Raw genomic sequence first — 16,615 nt, 5'->3', positions numbered from 1 at the left:
CTTACTTCGCCTCCATCCAATTCGCGCCCACGCCGGTTTCCACCAGGAGTGGCACGCTCAGCTGCAGGGCGTTTTCCATGGTCTGCACGACGAGGGTGCGCACGCTGTCCAGGGCCGAGGGATCCACCTCCAGCACCAGTTCGTCGTGCACCTGTAGCAGCAGGCGTGCCGGTAACCCTTGTTGGTCTAAAGCGGTCTGCAGCTGAATCATGGCCAGTTTGATGATGTCGGCGCTGGATCCTTGAATCGGTGCGTTGGCGGCGGCGCGCAGCTGCTGCGCCTCCATGCCTCCCCGCCGTGCCACATCGAGATCGATGTCCAGTGGATCCTTGCCAAGCAGTCGGCCGAGCCCATTGCGATCGAAGTGGAAGGGCCGGCGCCGGCCCAGGATTGTCTCGACGTAGCCGCGACTCAGCGCCAGACGCTCCTGGAGTTCTAGGAAGGCAAACACCTTCGGATAACGGTGCCGGTATTTGCTGAGGAACTCCTTGGCTTCCGCCTGGTTCACGCCGGTTTCCCGCGCGAACCGTTGGGCACCCATGCCGTAGATCACCCCGAAATTGATGGTCTTTCCCAGGCGGCGCTCATCGCTGCTCACCTCGGGTTTGTCGAGCAGCAGTCTGGCCGTGAGTGCATGCACGTCATCACCATCTCGGTAGGCCTGCTGCAGCACCTCCTCACCGGAGAGATGGGTAAGGATGCGGAGCTCGATTTGGGAGTAATCAGCACTCAGCAGCTTCCAGCCTTCTTGGGGCAGGAACGCCTTGCGGATTCGGCGGGAGAACTCCGTCCGCACGGGGATGTTTTGCAGGTTGGGATTGCTGCTGCTCAGTCGACCTGTGGCGGTGACCGCCTGGTTGAAATCGGTGTGAACGCGGGCGGTTTCCGCTTCAACCAGCTGGGGCAGGGCATCCACGTAGGTGCTCTTGAGCTTGCTGAGCATCCGATGCTCCAGCACTAGGGGGACCACCGGATGGTCGGCTTCCAGTTTCTCCAGTACGGCTGCATCGGTGCTGAAGCCCGTTTTCGTGCGGCGCGATTTCTTGCGGTCGAGGCCAAGGGTCTCGAAGAGCAATTCGCCGAGCTGCTTTGGAGAGGCGAGGTTGAAGTCAACTCCCGCAGCTTGCTTCGCCTCCGCTTCCAGTCGTTCCAGGGTCTGGCCCATCTCGGAGGAGAGCTCCGCCAGATAGGGGGTGTCGATGCGGATCCCCGTGGCCTCCATCAGCGCCAGCACTGGCTCAAGGGGGAGTTCCACCCGCTCGAGCAGCTCGGTCAGCTGGGGACCCATCACCTCCAGGCTGTGGCGCAGATCGATGGCCAGGCGTCGCGTGAGGTGCACGTCCATGCCGCAGTAAAGGGCGGCCTGATCGACGGGGACGTCCGCGAAGCAGCTGGCCTTCCCCTCCTTTGCCTTGCCCACCAGATCGCTGAATAGCGTGGGGCGGAAGCCGTAGTCGCGCTCGGCCATCGCATCAAGGCCGTGCTTAGCCGCTGCATCACGTAGATAGTCCGCCAGCAGGGTGTCCATCACCACGCCGCCAAGGGGGAGGCCATGGCGCAACAGGATCAGACGGTCATATTTGGCGTTCTGGAGGGCCTTGGGATGCTCGGGGCTGGCCAGCCACGGTGCCAGTTGCTCGAGCACCGTTTCAAGCGGCAGCTGTTGGAGGCTTTTGGAACTCTCGGGGCTGTTGGCAATGTCGAGGCCGGGTTCTGTAGGCGGGGTGTGTCCCACCGGGATGTAGGCCAGGTCGCTGAGTTCAGCTCCCCAGCAGACCCCGATCCCGACCAATTGGGCTTTAAACGGGTTCAGGTCACTGGTCTCGGTGTCGAGGGCCACCGGGGCTTCGGGGGTGCGGCAGGCCATCAGTCGCTCGATCAGGGCGCTGAGTTGTGCCGGGCTGGTGATTAGCTGGGGGGCTAGGGCCGGGAGGCTGGCTCCGTCGACAGCCGCAGCCGTGTTGCTGTCGGGCACTGTGTCGACTGGGGGGCTGGAGTTGACGGAGGGTTTTGAGGAATGCTCCGTTGTCTCCAGCAGATGGCCATTCGCCGTCAGGCCGCCGCTTGAGAAGGTCGCCACGAAAGTGGGCACCTGGCGGACCAGGCTGTTGAGCTCAAGCTCTTTCAGGCGGGTGGTGAGAGTTTCGGCATCCACCGTGCCCAGATCGAGCTCAGGATCCTCTGGCAGGGGAATGTCCACAAGGATCTCCGCCAGTTTGCGCGAGAGGTAAGCGTTGTCGCGATCGGCGCTGAGCTTGCCCTTCAGGGCACCCTTGATGGCACCTCGGCTGGCTTTCGCCCCTTCGGCCTCCACTTCCTCCAGCACCCGGTAGACGCCATCGAGGTCGCCGTTTTCCTTGAGCAGATTGATGGCTGTCTTGGGGCCGACGCCCTTCACTCCGGGGATGTTGTCGGAGCTATCGCCTGTGAGGGCCTTCAGGTCCACCACGGAGGTAGGATGCACGCCCAGCTTCGCCTCCACGCCGGCTTCGTCGATCAACGTGGGGCCGCTGTTTTTGGCATAGGGGCCACCGCCCATGTAGAGCACTGCGATGTCGCGCTGGTCATCCACCAGCTGGAACAGGTCTCGGTCGCCGCTGAGGATTCGCACGCGCCAGCCATCGCCTGCGGCGCGATTCGCCAGGGTGCCGAGCACGTCATCGGCCTCGTAGCCCGGGGCCAGGCAAAGGGGCAGACGCAACTGTTCGCGCAGGATCACCTGCAGCTGCTCCAGATCCTGGAAGAACACGTCGGGGGCCACATCCCGGTGCGCCTTGTAGTTGGCGTCTGCCACATGGCGAAACGTGGGTTCAGCCGTGTCGAAGGCAATCGCCACGCCCGTGGGTTTTAACCCCTTGCAGTTGTCCAGGAGGGCTTTGAGGAAGCCGTAGGTGACGCTGGTGGGCAGTCCATCTTTGGTGGCAAGACCACCCTCACCACCCTTGGTGAAGGCGTAGAAGCTTCGGAAGGCCAGGGAATGGCCGTCCACCAGAAGCAGCAGCGGTCGATCCTTTCCCTCAGATGTCACGGTGTGCTCGGGCAGGGGCAAGAAGGGGCATTGTCGCCGTCAGTCGCGCTTTTTGGCCCAGGGGGGCAGATCGATGAACACCTTGGATCCCGGTTGAACGCCATTGAGAATGGCCGTTTGGCTGCCGCTGCTCGCACCGAGCTCTACCGCTTGAAATTGGGGCTGATCGTTTTTGCCGACGAGCAACACACCCGGCTTGCCGTTCTCGGTCACGATGGCCACCGTGGGCACCAGGGTGCTGATCGCCGTGCGGCCAGTCTGGAAGTCCACATCTGCTGTCATCCCGATCCGCAGTCGGGGAGGTGGGTTGAGGAGATCGAGCTCCACTTCGAAGGAGATGACGTTGTCGAGTTTTTCGGCGCGAGGTGCAATGTCGCGCACCCGTGCGTTGAACCGCTGATCGGGGAATGCATCCACACGCACGATGGCGTCCTGGCCGATCCGGATGCGACCGATATCGCTTTCTGGCACCTTCGCGGCCACTTCGAGCCCCTGGGAGAGCTCAACGATTGAGGAGCTGGTCGCGCCGGCGGTTGCGGAGGCGGTTGTGGTGGGGGTGACGAAGGCGCCGGGCTCGGCATAACGCTGGGTGATTACGCCGCTGAAAGGGGCGCGGATCAGGAGCTCTCCACCCTCCACCTGGCGTTGTTGGATTCGCTCTCGTGCAGCAGCCAGGGCCGCCTTGCTGGAGAGGTAAGCCGCTCGGATGTCGTCCACGTCCGCACGGCTGATGGCACCGCTGGCAAAAAGCGATTGCTGGCGCGCATAATCCGCGGCTTTGGCGTCGTAATCAGCCTTGGCCTGGCGTTCGAGGGCCATTAACTCGTCGAGCCGGTCGCGGTAGTCGCCGCTGTCCATGCGGGCGAGTACTTGGCCTTGTTTGACCGAGTCGCCTTCTTCCACGAAAAGCGCTTCCAGGCGCCCTTGCTGCTTGGGGCTCACATTCACGCGACGTACCGCCTCCAGTTCGCCACTGGCGGTGACCACCCCGGGTAACGAGCCTCGTTCGGCACTCACCGTGTAAGGCGTGAGGTTTCGGGTTCGGTTGCGGCCGGGACCCAGGGTCCAGATGCTGGCGCCACCGGCAATCAGCACCACCCCTGCGATCACGGCAACGGTGCGGCGTCGATGGCGTTGAAGGCCACTGAGTGGGCTGAGAAGAGGCAAACCCAGCTCCTGAGGTGAAGTGCGGGGCGGGCGGTTGGTGGTGGCCATGCCCCACAGACGCAATTGCGACCAGTCTCGCTGGCTGGCGGTCTTGCTGTGGTCTGCGCGCGTGTTGTTGGGGTGACTGTTCTCTGAACAGCAGTGGTCCGCTGTGGGCCGCAGGTAGATTCCCGCCCATGCTTAAAGCCGGAATCGTCGGGCTGCCCAATGTCGGCAAGTCCACCCTGTTCAACGCGTTGGTCGCCAATGCGCAGGCGCAGGCTGCCAATTTTCCCTTCTGCACGATCGAACCCAACGTGGGCACTGTTGCGGTGCCTGATCCACGCTTGCAGCAACTGTCAGATCTGAGCAGCAGCAAGGAGTTGATTCCCACCCGGATGGAGTTCGTCGACATCGCCGGTTTGGTGAAGGGAGCCAGCCAGGGTGAGGGCCTGGGCAACAAGTTCCTCGCCAACATCCGCGAAGTGGACGCGATTGTGCATGTGGTCCGCTGCTTCGAGGATGACGATGTCATTCATGTATCGGGTTCCGTGGGGCCGGCCAGGGATGCGGAGGTGATCAACCTGGAGTTGGGGCTGGCTGATCTGTCCCAGATCGAGAAGCGCCGCGAACGGCTCAAGAAGCAGATGCGCACCAGTCCAGAGGCGCAGGTGGAAGACGCCGCTCTGGAACGGATCCAAGAGGTGCTCGAGCAGGGGGGAGCCGCACGCAGCGTGCCGCTGAGCGATGAGGAGGCCGCCATGATCAAGCCCCTGGGTCTGCTCACCGCTAAGCCGATTATTTATGCCACCAATGTGAGTGAAGACGACCTTTCCGCGGGGAACAGTTTCTGCGAGGAGGTGGTGGCGTTGGCCCAGCAGGAGGGTGCAGAAACCGTACGCATCTCTGCCCAGGTGGAAGCCGAGCTGATTGAGCTCGGGGATGAGGAGCGCAGCGATTACCTCGAGGGGCTCGGAGTGAGCGAAGGCGGGTTGCAGAGCCTGATCCGGGCCACCTACCGATTGCTGGGTCTGCGCACCTACTTCACGACGGGTGAGAAGGAGACCCGTGCCTGGACCTTCCGTGCGGGCATGACCGCTCCCCAGGCCGCCGGGGTGATCCATACCGATTTCGAGCGGGGCTTCATTCGGGCGCAGACGATTGGCTGGGAGAAGCTGCTGGAGGCCGGTTCGCTGGCTGAAGCCCGCAACAAGGGCTGGCTACGGAGTGAAGGGAAGGACTATGTGGTGGCGGAAGGGGATGTGATGGAGTTTCTCTTTAATGTCTGAACCCCTAGCGCTTCACCGGGTCTCCCTGCCGATTGCCTCATAGGGCGTCGATCGCCTGCATCGCCGGCACGAAATCTTTGCTGTTCTGATCAAAGTCATCGCAGCTTTTGTTCATGGCGTCGGTGGTGATGGCCACCACGCGCAGAGCCTGAGGGGAGCGGAGCCAGTCGGCCTGTGACTGCCAACCGTTGTTGGCGATGCCGCTGCTGATGATGCGCTGGGCGCGTTCGGCGCTGTAGCCGGCATGGCGCTCCTTGCAACCCGCATAGGCGGCCAGACCTACCAGGGCTTTCCGGATCTCCTGGGGACTCTCGCCAGCAAAGACTGCGGACGGAAGTGGGACGGCCAGCGTCAGGCTGAGGCCTGCGGCGCTGAGCAGCCCCTGGCAGCGTCGAATGGCCATGACGTGCGTCCTCATTGAGACAAGACTGGCGGAACTGTATGGAGCCCTGTGGCTCATTTGGCATGTCTGTTGACGCGATCGGTTATCTGGCGGCGCTGCTCACCACCTTCAGTTTTTTTCCGCAGGCGCTCAAAACCTTGCGCAGTAATGACACTCGCTCGATCTCTCTGTCGATGTACGGCCTGTTCACCCTTGGGCTGGCCACCTGGGCGCTCTTCGGGCTGCTGACGGGCAATGGGCCGGTGATCGCTGCCAATTTGGTCACCCTGGTGCCAGCGGTCTTTGTGCTGCAAGCCAAGTTGCGCCATCGCCTTCAGCGTGGCTCGTCGCCCTCGGTGATTCAGTAGACGGCGCTGAAGGGCTCTCCCTCAGCAATTCGGAGGCCTAAGTCTTCACGCCATTGCTGAAGAGGTTTGTCCCAGCCTTCCTCCCATTTCTGGGTCACCAGAGGGGCTGCCTCGAGGCCGATGCGGCTGCCATGGGCGATCGCACCGCTGATGCTTTCCAGCTCTTTGGGCTGGAGGCGGAAGGCTCGGAAGCCCGAAAGCAGGTTGAGAAGCACGAAGGCCGGGAAGCCGATCTGGGTGGCGGTGATCGCCAGAACCCCGGATTCGCCTGCAGCTTCAGTGTTGAAACCTGCCACCACGTGATGCAGATCGTGGGTGGTCGCGATCCGCTGGGTCAGCCAGAGCGCTTCTGTGCTCGTGTCCCGCGGTCGGAAGAACTCCGGGTCGTAGTTGAGCCGCCGGATCATGCCGGCATAGGCGCGACCAAGACTGCCTTCCGGCAACCGCTCCAGGGCGTCCAAGTCCGGCTGAAAGGGTGGGTAGCGCTGTTCGAGGAGTTCGCGACCGCCCGGCAGGGCCCTGAAGCGTTCGATGCAGAGCTCCATCGCTTGGCTGTCGATGAAGTTGTCGACCAGATCAGCGACGCTGTCCAGCCCCCCATCCGTCCGGGCCAGCTCCCGAAGGATGGTCATGTTGCGCACGGAGCGCAGCAGTTCCCGGGCTTTGCTCATCGGTCTCCAGGGGCAGAGGAATCGCCGCCAGACCCGCTGTATAGCGCGGCCTGACGCTCTTGAGCAGCGGGGTGCTGCAGACGCAGATCAGGGCCATGAGGAGCCAGAGCACCAGGCCGTGCCCTTGGGAGTCGAGCAGGGTGCCGGCGATGAGAGGGGCACCGGTGGCGCTGATCGCGAAGCACTGGGAGAAGAGGGCCATCGCCAGGCCGCGATGCTGCAATGGCGTTTCTTCAACCATTGCTTCGGCCGCTGTCGGCAGAAAGGCTGCTTCACCGAAGGCGACGGGAAGCACCGCCAGGGGGATCAGGCTGACGCCACCGCTCCATAGCGCGGAGCCAGCCAGCAGTAAGCAGCCCACCGCAAAGCTCACGAGGCCAAGGCCCAGCCCGAAACGGAGGCTGCGGCGCGCCACCCAGTTGCCGACCGGCCACTGCAGCACCACCAGCAGGCTCAGCTGAAGGGCAATCAATCCGCCGCTCCAGGCTTCGCTCAGGGCGGGGCGCTCCAGACCACCGCGCACCAGGTCGAGGGGCAGAGCGCTTTGCATCAGGGCGATCATGCCTGTGGCCACGATGCTCAAGGCGAGCACCGGCAGCAGGGGCAGAAGCCAGCGTCCACCGGCGCTGGCGGCCGGCTCCTTGAGGAGAGGCTTCTCAGTGCCCTGGGGATGCAGCAGGGCATCACGACCATCGGGGAGAGGTCTCCAGGCCAGCAGGGTCAGCATCGCCAGCACCGCGGCCGCTTCCACCAGAAACACACCTCGGATCAGGCCCAGGCCGGCAAGCACTGCTCCCGTCAGGGCACCCATCGCCACCCCAAGGGCGTCAGCACTGCGGGCCAGGGCGTAGCCCCGGCTGGAGGGGAAGGAGCCTGTGCTGAGTGGGACGGCCAGTTCGATCGCTGGGAAGTAGAACCCCGCGGCAACGCCGATTAACAGCTGGCCACTCACGTAGCCCTCAAATCCGTGGGCCTGCAGCAGTACCAGATCGGCGATCAGGGCCAGCACTGCTGCGGCCCTCACCGGCCAGGAGCAGCTCAGCCCGCGGTCGAGCATGAGTCCGCTGAGGAGTCTGGCCACGGTTCCGATCAGGGCGGAAGCCGCAAGCCCCTGTCCCACCTGGCTGGCCGAGAGGTCCACCTGGTGAAAAATGATCGGTGTCATGTAAATCACGCCACCAGCCCCGAGCGAGGCGATCCAGCGAATCACTGCCAGTTCCTGCAGTGCTGCGGGAAACTGGTGCCACCAGTTCAAGGGCCTTGGCCTTGCGACGACGCTCAACAGGACGATTTCCTCAACAGTGGTTGGGCGTTGGACTGCTGGCCAGTCTGCTGCTTTCCCCGACGTTCCTGCGTCCGCTACGCGCCGCGGAGCAGCTGCAAGTGCAGCTCGACGGTATGTCGATACCCTTTCAGATCACTGATCTGGTGGCCTGGGTGCGGGCTAACGGGCGCAGTACGAGTGAACTGGCGATCTGGCTGAACCTGCTGGAACCTGAGAGCCGTGAAGGCGTTCTGGCCCTGCTGAAGGCCCCCTTGATCAATGACCGGAGCATGGCCCGTCAGATGCTCGGCAGTTGGGCCGGCCGTCGCCTGCTCGATGAAGTGGCCGACATCGTCCGTGTTGATGAAGACAGCCAGGGCATCACTGTCCTGACGACTCTGGAGATGCTCCTGGAGCGTCAGGAGCAGGTCAGCAGTCTTGATCTGCTTGAGGCGCTGCCCGCCGAGCGGGTGCAGCTTGACCTCGATGCTCTGCTGCAGGTGGCCAGCCAGTGGCGTCAGCAGCTGGAGCGTCAGCAGCAGCTCGTCCGACGTCTCTCCAGCGAGTCTGTGGAGCAGGCCGAAGAGCGAGTTAGCGACGTCGGAACCATTGACGGGGGCAGTGCCCTGGCGGCTGGCCAGGCTCCCGATCCCGAACTCCAGCTGCTCACGGTGCCCCACCGCTCCCGTCCGCTCAGGTTGCAGATCTGGCCTGCCAGTCCTGGTGCGCCCCAACGACAGTCCTGGTTGGTGTGGATGCCGGGGTTGGGTGGCAGCCCTGACCATTTCCGTTGGCTCGGCCGTGATCTCAGTGCCCGTGGCTGGCCGGTGCTGGTGCTGGAGCATCCCGGCAGCGACGCCGACGCCGTGCAGGCGCTGCTCGATGGCCGTCGTTCTCCACCGGGCGCTGAGGTGTTGCCGGATCGGCTCCGGGACCTCGAGGCCGTGCTCATGGCACGCCGGGAGGGGAGCCTTCAGTTGCCCGGTCAGCAGTTGGTCCTAGGTGGTCACTCCCTTGGTGCCCTCACCGCCCTGCTGGCTGCCGGGGCGCAACCCCAGCCAGGGTTGCAGCGTCGTTGTGCCGTGGCCCTGGATGGTTTGCCCCTTGGCAATCTTTCCCGTTTGCTCCAGTGCCAAGTGGAGGATGTGCGTCTCCCCCAGCTGACCCCTCCCAGGGAGCTGGTGGGGGTGATCGGTATGAACAGTTTCGGGAGTCTGCTCTGGCCCCGGGATCGCCCCATTGATGTGGCGGTGCCTGTGCTGTTTACCGGGGGCACCCTCGATCTGATTACCCCTCCCCAGAGCGAGCAGCTGGGGTTGATGCTCGCCGTGTCTCCCCACCCCGCCAGTCGCGCTGTGCTCGTGCAGGGAGCGAGCCACTTCTCACCGGTGCGGGTGGAGGGTCAGGCTGGAGGTGGCCGGGGTGAGGATCTGTTCCAGCTCGGGGAAGAGCTGGTGGGGGTGCAGCCGCTTCAGGTGCAGGCCCTTCTGGAAGCGGAGATCATCAGCTTTCTCGATCAGCTGGAGGGACCAGCGTTGCCCTCAGCGCCGCCAGCAGAGTCCAGGGTCCTGCATCGCCGGATTGGTGAGCTGCATCTGCATCGACTCGATCGCGGTGGTGCAGCCCGTTTGCTCGCTCAGTAGCGAACCCTCGGATCCAGCAGCGCCACCAGAAGATCCACCAGCACGCTCACCATCACCACCAGGGCAGCCACGACCACCACAATCCCTTGCACCACCGGGTAATCGCGCTGGTTGATGCTTTCCTGCAAACGCAGGGCGATCCCCGGCCAAGAGAAGGTCACTTCGATCAGTAGGGCGCCACCGATCAGCGAGGCCACAGTGATTCCGGCGATGGTGAGGACGGGCAAGAGGGCATTGGGCAGGGCGTGCCGCAGCACCACCTGTGCTTCGCTCAGCCCGCGACTGCGGGCCGCTTCCACGTAATCGGAGCGAAGGGCACGGCGCAGGTTCAGGCGCAGGGCGTTGGTGAACACGCCACTGAGCAACAACCCCAGGGTGCAGGCGGGTAACACCAGGTGGCGCAGGGCGCCTTGCAGCGCTGCCCAATTGCCACTGCTGAGACTGTCGAGGATCAGAAAACCGCTGCCGCTCGGTGGCACAAGGCTTGGGGGGAAGCGGCCGCCCACCGGCAGCCATCCCAAGATCACGGCAAATAGCAGCTGCACCAGCATCGCCACCCAGAAGGGTGGAAGTGCATAGGTGCCGATCCCGTAAAAGCGTCCGGCGAGATCGAGCTTCCCCTCGGGGCGGGCAATGCCGCTGAAGCCAACGGCCAGGCCGCTCACGGCCGCGATCAGTAGGGCGGTGAGACTGAGTTCCAGGCTGGCGGGCAGCGCCTTGGCAATGATCTGCCCCACTGGTTCCTGGTTGATCAGCGCCTGGCCCAGGTCGCCGTGGAGGAGACCTTGAAGAAAGTCGAGGTATTGATGGCTGAGGGGTAGGTCGAGCCCCAAGCGTTGGCGGAGCAAGGCCTTGGCTGCCGCTGGGGCTCGACTGCCGAGCACAGCATCGACAGGATCGCCAGGGGCAACTCGCAGCAGCAGAAACACCAGACTGGCGATCAGCCAGAGCATGAGAGGCGCCAGGGCGAGGCGTGTGGCGCAGTAGCGCAGTAGCTCACGACCCCGTGCCATCAGAGTCCCCTCGCCTGAGCGGAGCGCTTCTTGAGTTGGGAGAGCTGTAGCAATCCGCTTCCATCGAACCGGGGTCTGTCTAGATCGGTCTGGGCCCAGGCCTTTGGCGTCACCAGCCAAACAGGTAGGTAGGCCGCTCCCTGAGCAGCCATGGCATCCACCCGTGCCAGTTGTTGCAGACGCTGCTGGCCCAGGAGACTGTCGCTACGACGCAGGGCTAGCTCGAGGCCAGGGCGGGTCCAGAAGCTGCCGCTGCTCACGGCCTCGCCTGCTTCGCAAAGCGAGCCCTGCGACTTGTTGCAGCTGAGCAGGGGCACCAGGAACGCCTCCGGGTCGGGGTAGGTGCCTCCCCAGTCGAGCATCACCGCTTTGAACGCCCCTTCACCGAGCTGACGGTAGACCGTGGTCGACTCCACGCCCTCCAGGTTGAGCTTGATGCAGTCCTGCAGATCCCGCCTCAGCTGGGCCTGCCAGGTGAGGGCCATCAGCCGGTCGGAAGGCACATTCGAGCGGTAGGTGAAGGGCACGTTGAGGGGCTTGCCCTGGCAGTAGCCAGCCTGTTGCAGCAACCGGCGTGCTGTCGCCGGGGCATAGGTGGGCCAGGGTTCGCTTGCGCCCCCTCGAAGGGCCGGAGGAATCAGAGAGCGGAGGGGCTGGCGTTGTCCGTGGCTCACCCTGCGACTGATCAGGTCCCGGTCGAGGCTGTGGGCGAGAGCCCTGCGTACCAGCTGGTTATGCAGCGGTGGGGCATTGCTGAGCAGAGTGACGTAGCCGATGGTCAGAGCGGGGCCGCTGCTCTCCAGCAGCAGTCCCTGTTTGGCGCGCCGATCGAGGGCCAAACGCTGGTCTTCATCGATGGAATCGGAAAGCAGCACATCCACTTCGCCACTGCGCAGGGCCCCGAACAGAGCCGTGGAATTGCTGAGGTTGACCAGGTCAAGTCCGCCATTGCTAGGTGCCTCGCCCCAATACTCAGGAAAGGGCGTGAGGCGCTGCTGAGTGGCGTTGAAGCGCGTGAGTTTGTAGGGGCCCGTGCCGATGAAGCGGTCATTGAGAAAGCGATCGCGATGGTCGGCGTACGCCTTCGGGGAGACCGGCGTCAGGTATGGGGAGGTGAGCAGGCTTTCTAGTGAGCTCGAGGGACGGCTCAGCCGCAATCTGAGCAGAAAGGGGGTTGGCGTTTCGATGCTCTCGATCCGATCCCCCACCACATAACTCTGGGTGCCGATGCGCAGAAAACGACGCAGGCTGAAGGCCATGGCATCGGCATCGAAGCGGCTGCCGTCGTGGAACAACACATCCCGGCGGAGCGGGATCTCCACCGTGCGCCCCCCATCGCTGAGCTGGGGTTGGGCTGCAGCCAGCTGGGGGGTCAGCGTCCCGTTCTCTGAGCGGCGGTAGAGAGTGTCACCGAGGGCGCTGAGCAGTTGGAGGGTGCCCGTGGTGCTTGCCTGGGCTGGGTCGAGGGACACGATGCGTCCAGCGCTCGCCACCGTCAGTCGATCACTGCTGCGTTGCTGCTGGCAGGCCAGCTGGCTGCAGCCAAGGACGAGCAGCAGGGACGCAGCCATCCAGCCGGAGCGGGAAGGGCGGCACGGCTGCTGCACGGCGATTGATCTTCAGCTGCCAGCCATTCAAGGGCGCCGAGCCTGGCTGTGGGGCAGAGCCGGCTCGGGACGGGTGATCTGTTGCAGGGAAATTTCGAAGACGCCAGAGCCACCCTTGGGCTGGAGGGGCCAGCGGCGGACCCAGCAGCGGTTGTGGTCTCCGTCGATGCTGATGACCTGGAAGAGATCGTTGGTGTTGTCGATCCGAATGCAGTCACCCTGCTGAAGATCCATGGTGGAGTGCGACGCGTTCGCGATGCAGCGTTGCCCCGGGGCGTGGATCGAATCGTTCGGCATGAACCGGATAGAGCACAGATCGGCAAATGCAGATCTGTCCTGTGATGGTTCTTACGACTCTGCCCCATGCAGGGGGGTGGCTGCCAGTGTCGGCGGCAACGGTCAGGAATCGCTCAGAGACAGCCCAGGCGGGCGGCGATCCCCCGGATCTCCGGTCGTGCCGTGATCGCGGCAAGGGCCTTGTCGAGGTTGCCGTTGCTCACTTCGTGCGTAATTACAACGATCTCGGCGCCTGCATCGCTGGCATCGAATTGCACGATCGATTGAATCGAAACACCGTGATCGCCGAAGCTTGTGCCGATTTGGCCAATCACCCCGGGGGTGTCGTCGGTGTGGAAACGCAGATAATTGCGTTGCCGGATCGCGCTGCTCTCCACCAGGTGGCAAGCACGCCAGCTGCTGGCAGCCAGTAGAGGATCGAGCTGGCCATCGGTGTCGTTGAGCTGTTGGATGCCGGCGATGTTGAGGATGTCGGCCACCACGGCGGAGGCGGTGGGGCCGGCGCCTGCTCCGGGGCCGTAGAACATCACGCGCCCGATTGGATCCCCCTCCACGAGGATGGCGTTGTTGACACCGTGCACCCCGGCCAGGGGGTGATCCAGGGGGACCAGGGTTGGCTGCACCCGAACGGCTAGCGGGAGAGAGGGGCCTCCATCACGGTCTGCGTTTTCAGTGTCTGTGTTGTCAGCGCGCTCGGCAACGGCCAGGAGTTTGACGCCGTAGTCGAGCTGGGTGGCGTAGTCCACGTCACGACTCTGCAGGCTGCTGATGCCATCGGTGGGGATTCCGGCACGGGGGATCGGACCGCCGAAGGCCAGGCCAGCCAGGATTGCGATCTTGTCGGCGGCATCCAGGCCATCCACGTCGGCAGCCGGGTCGGCTTCGGCGTAGCCCAGCTCCTGGGCATCGCGAAGCACGGCGTCGTAGTCGGCCCCCTCCTGGGCCATGCGGCTAAGGATGTAATTGGTGGTGCCATTGATGATGCCGCTCACCCTCTGAATGCGGTTGCCGCCGAGGGATTGCTTGAGCGGTTCGATGATCGGAATGCCACCGCCCACGGCTGCTTCGATCAGCACGTAGACCCCTGCAGAGGCTGCTGCTGCTGCGATCTCCTCGCCGTGACGTGCGATCACGGCCTTGTTGGCGGTGACCACCGACTTGCCGGCAGCGATCGCTCGCATGATCAGGGTGCGGGCCGGTTCAATCCCACCCATGACCTCCACCACCACATGGACATTGGGGTCATCGACCACCGCCTCGGGGTTGGTGGTCAGGCAATCGGCTGGTAGCTCCACGGGGCGTGGGCGATTGAGGTCGCGCACGGCCACGCGCACCAGGTCAAGATCAGCGACCAGTGGATGGCGACCATCAGGGGTCTGCAGGATCTCGGCTACGCCGCCACCCACGGTGCCCAGGCCCAACAGGCCAATGCCGATCCTTGTCGCCATGGGGATGTGTCCGATCCGTTTATCGATCCAACGACTCTATGAAGTGGAGGGGGCGCTCCCTGTCTCGAGCTGTCGTGCTTGGGCCTGCATCATGCGCAGGATGTTGAGGAAGCCGTTGGCCCTGGATGGGGTGAGGCTGGCCTGGAGTCCCGTGGCGGCGATGAAGGCTGGATCGACCGCCTGCACCTGCTGCGGGGTGAGGCCGCTGAGTCCTTGAATCAGGAGGGCGAGCAATCCCTTGGTGATCAGGGCATCGGAAGCCCCCTGCCAGAGGACGCGTCCGTCATCAAGCTGGGCATCGATGAACACCTGGGAGACGCAGCCCTGCACCTTGCGGTCGTCGGTTTGCAGCTCCGGGGGCATGTCTGGCAGCTTTTTGGCGAGCCATAGCACGTATTCGTAACGCTTGCGTGGGTCTGGCGTGCCACTTAGCCGTTCTGCCAGTTTGTCCAGGCTTGCGCTGCCGTATCGGCTTTCGCTGCTCTCCTTCCCGTTCATGCCTTATGAGCTGCGGCGTGAGCGACGCACACTAACGACCAGGCCGGCGCTACCCAGTAGGGCCGTGATGCCAGCCCACTGGAACAGTCCCTGGTGCCTATGGGGCTGTTCGCTCACCTGATCCAGCTGCACCTGGCCATTGCGGACCGGCAGTTCCAGGTAGTCGCGGTGGCCAGGGCCGCCATCCACCTGCAGATCCACCCGGCCGTTCCGCAGATCGGGGGGGAGGGTCAACGCCAGGCGTCCGTCCTCCCCCATCCGGCCCAGCTCCTGACCAGGGCTGCCATCAGCCTTCAGCAGCCGCACGACGGCATCCTTGGCAGGCTCACCGCTCGAAAAACTGCTGCTCAGTTCGAGCGATCCGTTCAGATAGTGCAGGCTGCTTTCAATCGCGTGGGCCGCGGCCTGGCGAGGCACGGCCATATTCACAGCGGCCAGTCCGAGAGCCAGAAGCGGGCTGATGCGCAGCAGGGAGGCCATGAATCGCGGCTAAGGAGGCCCCCATCCTGTGGGATCCAACAGCCCTTGGCTAGCCGTGCCTAGCGACCGGAGGACCAACGCCTGGCCACGTTGGCCTTTGGTGTCTGAACCATCGAACCCATTGCCTGCAGCATCATCTCCAGCGCCTGACTCCCTTCGCGACGGCCGGCCAACTCACGGGCAATCACCTGCTGCGCGAGGGTCGGTGCCTCCTGACCATGCTGCTGCAGTCTCTGGGCAGGGCTGATTGGGCTGGCCTGAGACACAACGGATGCATGCACTGCGCACATCCTGTCAAACAGGATCGGCACTGACCGAATCAGGGTGCCTCTGCTCAACAGCTTGTAAGGAGCCTGCAGCCGCTTTCGCAGACCCAGCCATCAAAGGGCTGATCCCAGGCCTCTCGTGGCAGTGGCTGTTCGTGGACGCAGGCCTCAGGGAGCACCACCAAGGCAGGAATCGCTCCCCAGTCGGCTTGGGCGCGCAGTCGGTCGTAGTACCCGCCGCCATAGCCCAAGCGGGTGCCCGCTTCATCGATCGCCAGGGCGGGAACGAGCAGCAGGCTCAGCTGCTGCGCCTTTAGCGCAGTCGTTCCGACCGGGGCAGGGATGCCGCAACCGTCGCGTGCCAGGGGGCCGCTCTCCCAGCGGCGATACTCCAGGCGTCCTTGGCCATCGGCGTGGGGCAGCGCGGCCGCGCGACTCACACAGAACCGCAGCGGCCGTAGGTCCACCTCCCCCTCCAGGGGCCAGAAGAGCCCCACCGCTCCCGGAAGGAGTCCCAGGTGCTCGCGGCGTTCGATCTCCCGTTGCACCTGTTGGCGGATCCGCTCCTCAAGATCGCCCTGCTGGGTCAGGGCAGCGCGCCGCAGTCCCCGCAGTTGCTGGCGTAGCGCTGCTTTGTCTTCAGCCGCAGTTCTCCCGTTCATGGCAGCAGCTCCAGCGACCGATCAGGGGCCGATGCCTCGATCCCGCCTTGGTCAGGGTTGTTGCTCATTGCTGGAACCAACCGGTGAGCGCCACCGCCAGGGCATCGGCGGCATCGTCGGGCCGCGGCGGCTCGCTCAGATCGAGTTCGCGCATCACCGCCTCGAGCACTTCATCCTTGTCGGCATGGCCATGACCGGTGAGGGCCTGCTTGATCTGCATCGGCGGAAACTCCACAGCAGGAATCCGGAAGCGGGCCAGAGTCATCATCAAGACACCGCGGGCTTGCACCACCGAAATCGTGGTGCTGGAGCGGTAGAAAAAAAACTTCTCCACGGCTGCCAGATCCGGTTTCCAGCTGCGGATCAGCAGGCGCAAGTCATGGGCGATCTCCACCATGCGCTCGCCTTCGGAGCGACCTGGATCGGTGCGGATCATGCCGCAGTCGAGCATGCGCTGCTGACCCGGCACCTGGCCTGAGCGGGCCGTGACCTCGATCAGGCCGTAACCCACTCGGGCGAGGCCAGGATCAAGACCGAGGATCCGCATCGGTCG

General features: G+C 64.2%; 17 protein-coding genes. 3 read left to right on the top strand and 14 right to left on the bottom strand.

What is annotated here, in order from left to right; translation table 11 throughout:
* Position 1: 1 nt before the first annotated feature.
* Both polA and CWE17_RS00420 read right to left on the bottom strand, forming a co-directional pair.
* Positions 2–3,028 carry a DNA polymerase I gene (polA, locus tag CWE17_RS00425; RefSeq protein WP_131454405.1) on the bottom strand — a complete coding sequence of 1,009 codons (3,027 nt, stop codon included), beginning with the start codon at positions 3,026–3,028 and terminating at the stop codon, positions 2–4.
* A 39-nt stretch (positions 3,029–3,067) separates the two neighbouring features.
* Positions 3,068–4,243 carry an efflux RND transporter periplasmic adaptor subunit gene (locus tag CWE17_RS00420; RefSeq protein ID WP_131454404.1) on the bottom strand — a complete coding sequence of 392 codons (1,176 nt, stop codon included), beginning with the start codon at positions 4,241–4,243 and terminating at the stop codon, positions 3,068–3,070.
* A 128-nt stretch (positions 4,244–4,371) separates the two neighbouring features.
* On the opposite strand from CWE17_RS00420, the gene ychF reads away from it, so the two are divergent.
* On the top strand, positions 4,372–5,463 hold the full coding sequence (ychF, locus tag CWE17_RS00415) for a redox-regulated ATPase YchF (RefSeq protein ID WP_131454403.1): 1,092 nt from the start codon (positions 4,372–4,374) through the stop codon (positions 5,461–5,463).
* Between the two features lie 37 nt (positions 5,464–5,500).
* On the opposite strand, the gene CWE17_RS00410 is transcribed toward ychF, so the two are convergent.
* The gene (locus tag CWE17_RS00410) at positions 5,501–5,866 is read right to left on the bottom strand and encodes a hypothetical protein (protein ID WP_206338335.1); all 366 of its coding nucleotides are present in this window, start codon (positions 5,864–5,866) and stop codon (positions 5,501–5,503) included.
* Positions 5,867–5,928: 62 nt separating this feature from the next.
* Between CWE17_RS00410 and CWE17_RS00405 the strand changes: the two genes are divergently transcribed.
* Complete coding sequence (locus tag CWE17_RS00405) at positions 5,929–6,213, top strand: SemiSWEET family sugar transporter (protein WP_131454402.1); 285 nt, start codon at positions 5,929–5,931, stop codon at positions 6,211–6,213.
* Here CWE17_RS00405 and CWE17_RS00400 read toward each other — a convergent pair.
* Together CWE17_RS00400 and CWE17_RS00395 are read right to left on the bottom strand one after the other, a co-directional pair.
* Entirely contained in the window at positions 6,207–6,845 is a 639-nt protein-coding gene (locus CWE17_RS00400) for a Coq4 family protein (protein WP_370318255.1), read from the bottom strand. The two genes, CWE17_RS00405 and CWE17_RS00400, sit on opposite strands and share 7 nt — an antisense overlap.
* Positions 6,790–8,049, bottom strand: a complete 1,260-nt coding sequence (locus tag CWE17_RS00395; protein ID WP_240789210.1) for an MFS transporter — start codon at positions 8,047–8,049, stop codon at positions 6,790–6,792. The genes CWE17_RS00400 and CWE17_RS00395 overlap by 56 nt, the downstream gene beginning before the upstream one ends.
* Before the next feature lie 140 nt (positions 8,050–8,189).
* On the opposite strand from CWE17_RS00395, the gene CWE17_RS00390 reads away from it, so the two are divergent.
* Positions 8,190–9,791 carry an alpha/beta hydrolase gene (locus CWE17_RS00390; RefSeq protein ID WP_255417756.1) on the top strand — a complete coding sequence of 534 codons (1,602 nt, stop codon included), beginning with the start codon at positions 8,190–8,192 and terminating at the stop codon, positions 9,789–9,791.
* Here CWE17_RS00390 and CWE17_RS00385 read toward each other — a convergent pair.
* The 9 genes from CWE17_RS00385 to ruvC all read right to left on the bottom strand — a co-directional run bounded on the left by CWE17_RS00385 (position 9,785) and on the right by ruvC (position 16,609).
* Positions 9,785–10,804: an ABC transporter permease gene (locus CWE17_RS00385; protein ID WP_131454401.1), complete on the bottom strand. Its 1,020-nt coding sequence runs from the start codon at positions 10,802–10,804 to the stop codon at positions 9,785–9,787. The two genes, CWE17_RS00390 and CWE17_RS00385, sit on opposite strands and share 7 nt — an antisense overlap.
* On the bottom strand, positions 10,804–12,375 hold the full coding sequence (locus tag CWE17_RS00380; protein WP_131454400.1) for an ABC transporter substrate-binding protein: 1,572 nt from the start codon (positions 12,373–12,375) through the stop codon (positions 10,804–10,806). Before CWE17_RS00380 ends, CWE17_RS00385 begins: the two co-directional genes overlap by 1 nt.
* Before the next feature lie 63 nt (positions 12,376–12,438).
* Positions 12,439–12,645, bottom strand: coding sequence for a hypothetical protein (locus CWE17_RS00375; RefSeq protein WP_370318253.1), 207 nt, complete (start codon positions 12,643–12,645; stop codon positions 12,439–12,441).
* Between the two features lie 176 nt (positions 12,646–12,821).
* A complete protein-coding gene (locus CWE17_RS00370) occupies positions 12,822–14,156 on the bottom strand; it encodes a homoserine dehydrogenase (RefSeq protein WP_131454398.1) in 1,335 nt (444 codons plus the stop codon).
* Between the two features lie 36 nt (positions 14,157–14,192).
* Complete coding sequence (locus CWE17_RS00365; RefSeq protein WP_131454397.1) at positions 14,193–14,654, bottom strand: SufE family protein; 462 nt, start codon at positions 14,652–14,654, stop codon at positions 14,193–14,195.
* A gap of 3 nt (positions 14,655–14,657) precedes the next feature.
* A complete protein-coding gene (locus CWE17_RS00360; protein ID WP_240789175.1) occupies positions 14,658–15,134 on the bottom strand; it encodes a hypothetical protein in 477 nt (158 codons plus the stop codon).
* 59 nt (positions 15,135–15,193) lie between these two features.
* Positions 15,194–15,400, bottom strand: a complete 207-nt coding sequence (locus CWE17_RS00355) for a hypothetical protein (RefSeq protein ID WP_131454396.1) — start codon at positions 15,398–15,400, stop codon at positions 15,194–15,196.
* A gap of 68 nt (positions 15,401–15,468) precedes the next feature.
* Positions 15,469–16,062, bottom strand: coding sequence for a 5-formyltetrahydrofolate cyclo-ligase (locus CWE17_RS00350; protein WP_131454395.1), 594 nt, complete (start codon positions 16,060–16,062; stop codon positions 15,469–15,471).
* A gap of 64 nt (positions 16,063–16,126) precedes the next feature.
* The gene (gene ruvC / locus CWE17_RS00345) at positions 16,127–16,609 is read right to left on the bottom strand and encodes a crossover junction endodeoxyribonuclease RuvC (protein ID WP_131454394.1); all 483 of its coding nucleotides are present in this window, start codon (positions 16,607–16,609) and stop codon (positions 16,127–16,129) included.
* Positions 16,610–16,615 lie beyond the last annotated feature (6 nt).

Origin of the sequence: Synechococcus sp. BS56D, from assembly GCF_004332405.1 — a bacterium.
Taxonomy (GTDB): domain Bacteria; phylum Cyanobacteriota; class Cyanobacteriia; order PCC-6307; family Cyanobiaceae; genus Synechococcus_C.
Note: the sequence above shows the minus strand (reverse complement) of the source record. Positions and strands in the feature narration are given on the sequence as shown.

Excerpts from the sequence above, each read along its gene's own strand:
- CWE17_RS00420 (WP_131454404.1), bottom strand. The coding sequence starts at position 4,243 with ATGGCCACCACCAACCGCCCGCCCCGCACTTCACCTCAGGAGCTGGGT.
- ychF (WP_131454403.1), top strand. The coding sequence starts at position 4,372 with ATGCTTAAAGCCGGAATCGTCGGGCTGCCCAATGTCGGCAAGTCCACC.
- CWE17_RS00410 (WP_206338335.1), bottom strand. The coding sequence starts at position 5,866 with ATGGCCATTCGACGCTGCCAGGGGCTGCTCAGCGCCGCAGGCCTCAGC.
- CWE17_RS00405 (WP_131454402.1), top strand. The coding sequence starts at position 5,929 with ATGTCTGTTGACGCGATCGGTTATCTGGCGGCGCTGCTCACCACCTTC.
- CWE17_RS00400 (WP_370318255.1), bottom strand. The coding sequence starts at position 6,845 with ATGACCATCCTTCGGGAGCTGGCCCGGACGGATGGGGGGCTGGACAGC.
- CWE17_RS00395 (WP_240789210.1), bottom strand. The coding sequence starts at position 8,049 with ATGACACCGATCATTTTTCACCAGGTGGACCTCTCGGCCAGCCAGGTG.
- CWE17_RS00385 (WP_131454401.1), bottom strand. The coding sequence starts at position 10,804 with ATGGCACGGGGTCGTGAGCTACTGCGCTACTGCGCCACACGCCTCGCC.
- CWE17_RS00380 (WP_131454400.1), bottom strand. The coding sequence starts at position 12,375 with ATGGCTGCGTCCCTGCTGCTCGTCCTTGGCTGCAGCCAGCTGGCCTGC.
- CWE17_RS00375 (WP_370318253.1), bottom strand. The coding sequence starts at position 12,645 with ATGGATCTTCAGCAGGGTGACTGCATTCGGATCGACAACACCAACGAT.
- CWE17_RS00370 (WP_131454398.1), bottom strand. The coding sequence starts at position 14,156 with ATGGCGACAAGGATCGGCATTGGCCTGTTGGGCCTGGGCACCGTGGGT.
- CWE17_RS00365 (WP_131454397.1), bottom strand. The coding sequence starts at position 14,654 with ATGAACGGGAAGGAGAGCAGCGAAAGCCGATACGGCAGCGCAAGCCTG.
- CWE17_RS00360 (WP_240789175.1), bottom strand. The coding sequence starts at position 15,134 with ATGGCCTCCCTGCTGCGCATCAGCCCGCTTCTGGCTCTCGGACTGGCC.
- CWE17_RS00350 (WP_131454395.1), bottom strand. The coding sequence starts at position 16,062 with ATGAACGGGAGAACTGCGGCTGAAGACAAAGCAGCGCTACGCCAGCAA.
- ruvC (WP_131454394.1), bottom strand. The coding sequence starts at position 16,609 with ATGCGGATCCTCGGTCTTGATCCTGGCCTCGCCCGAGTGGGTTACGGC.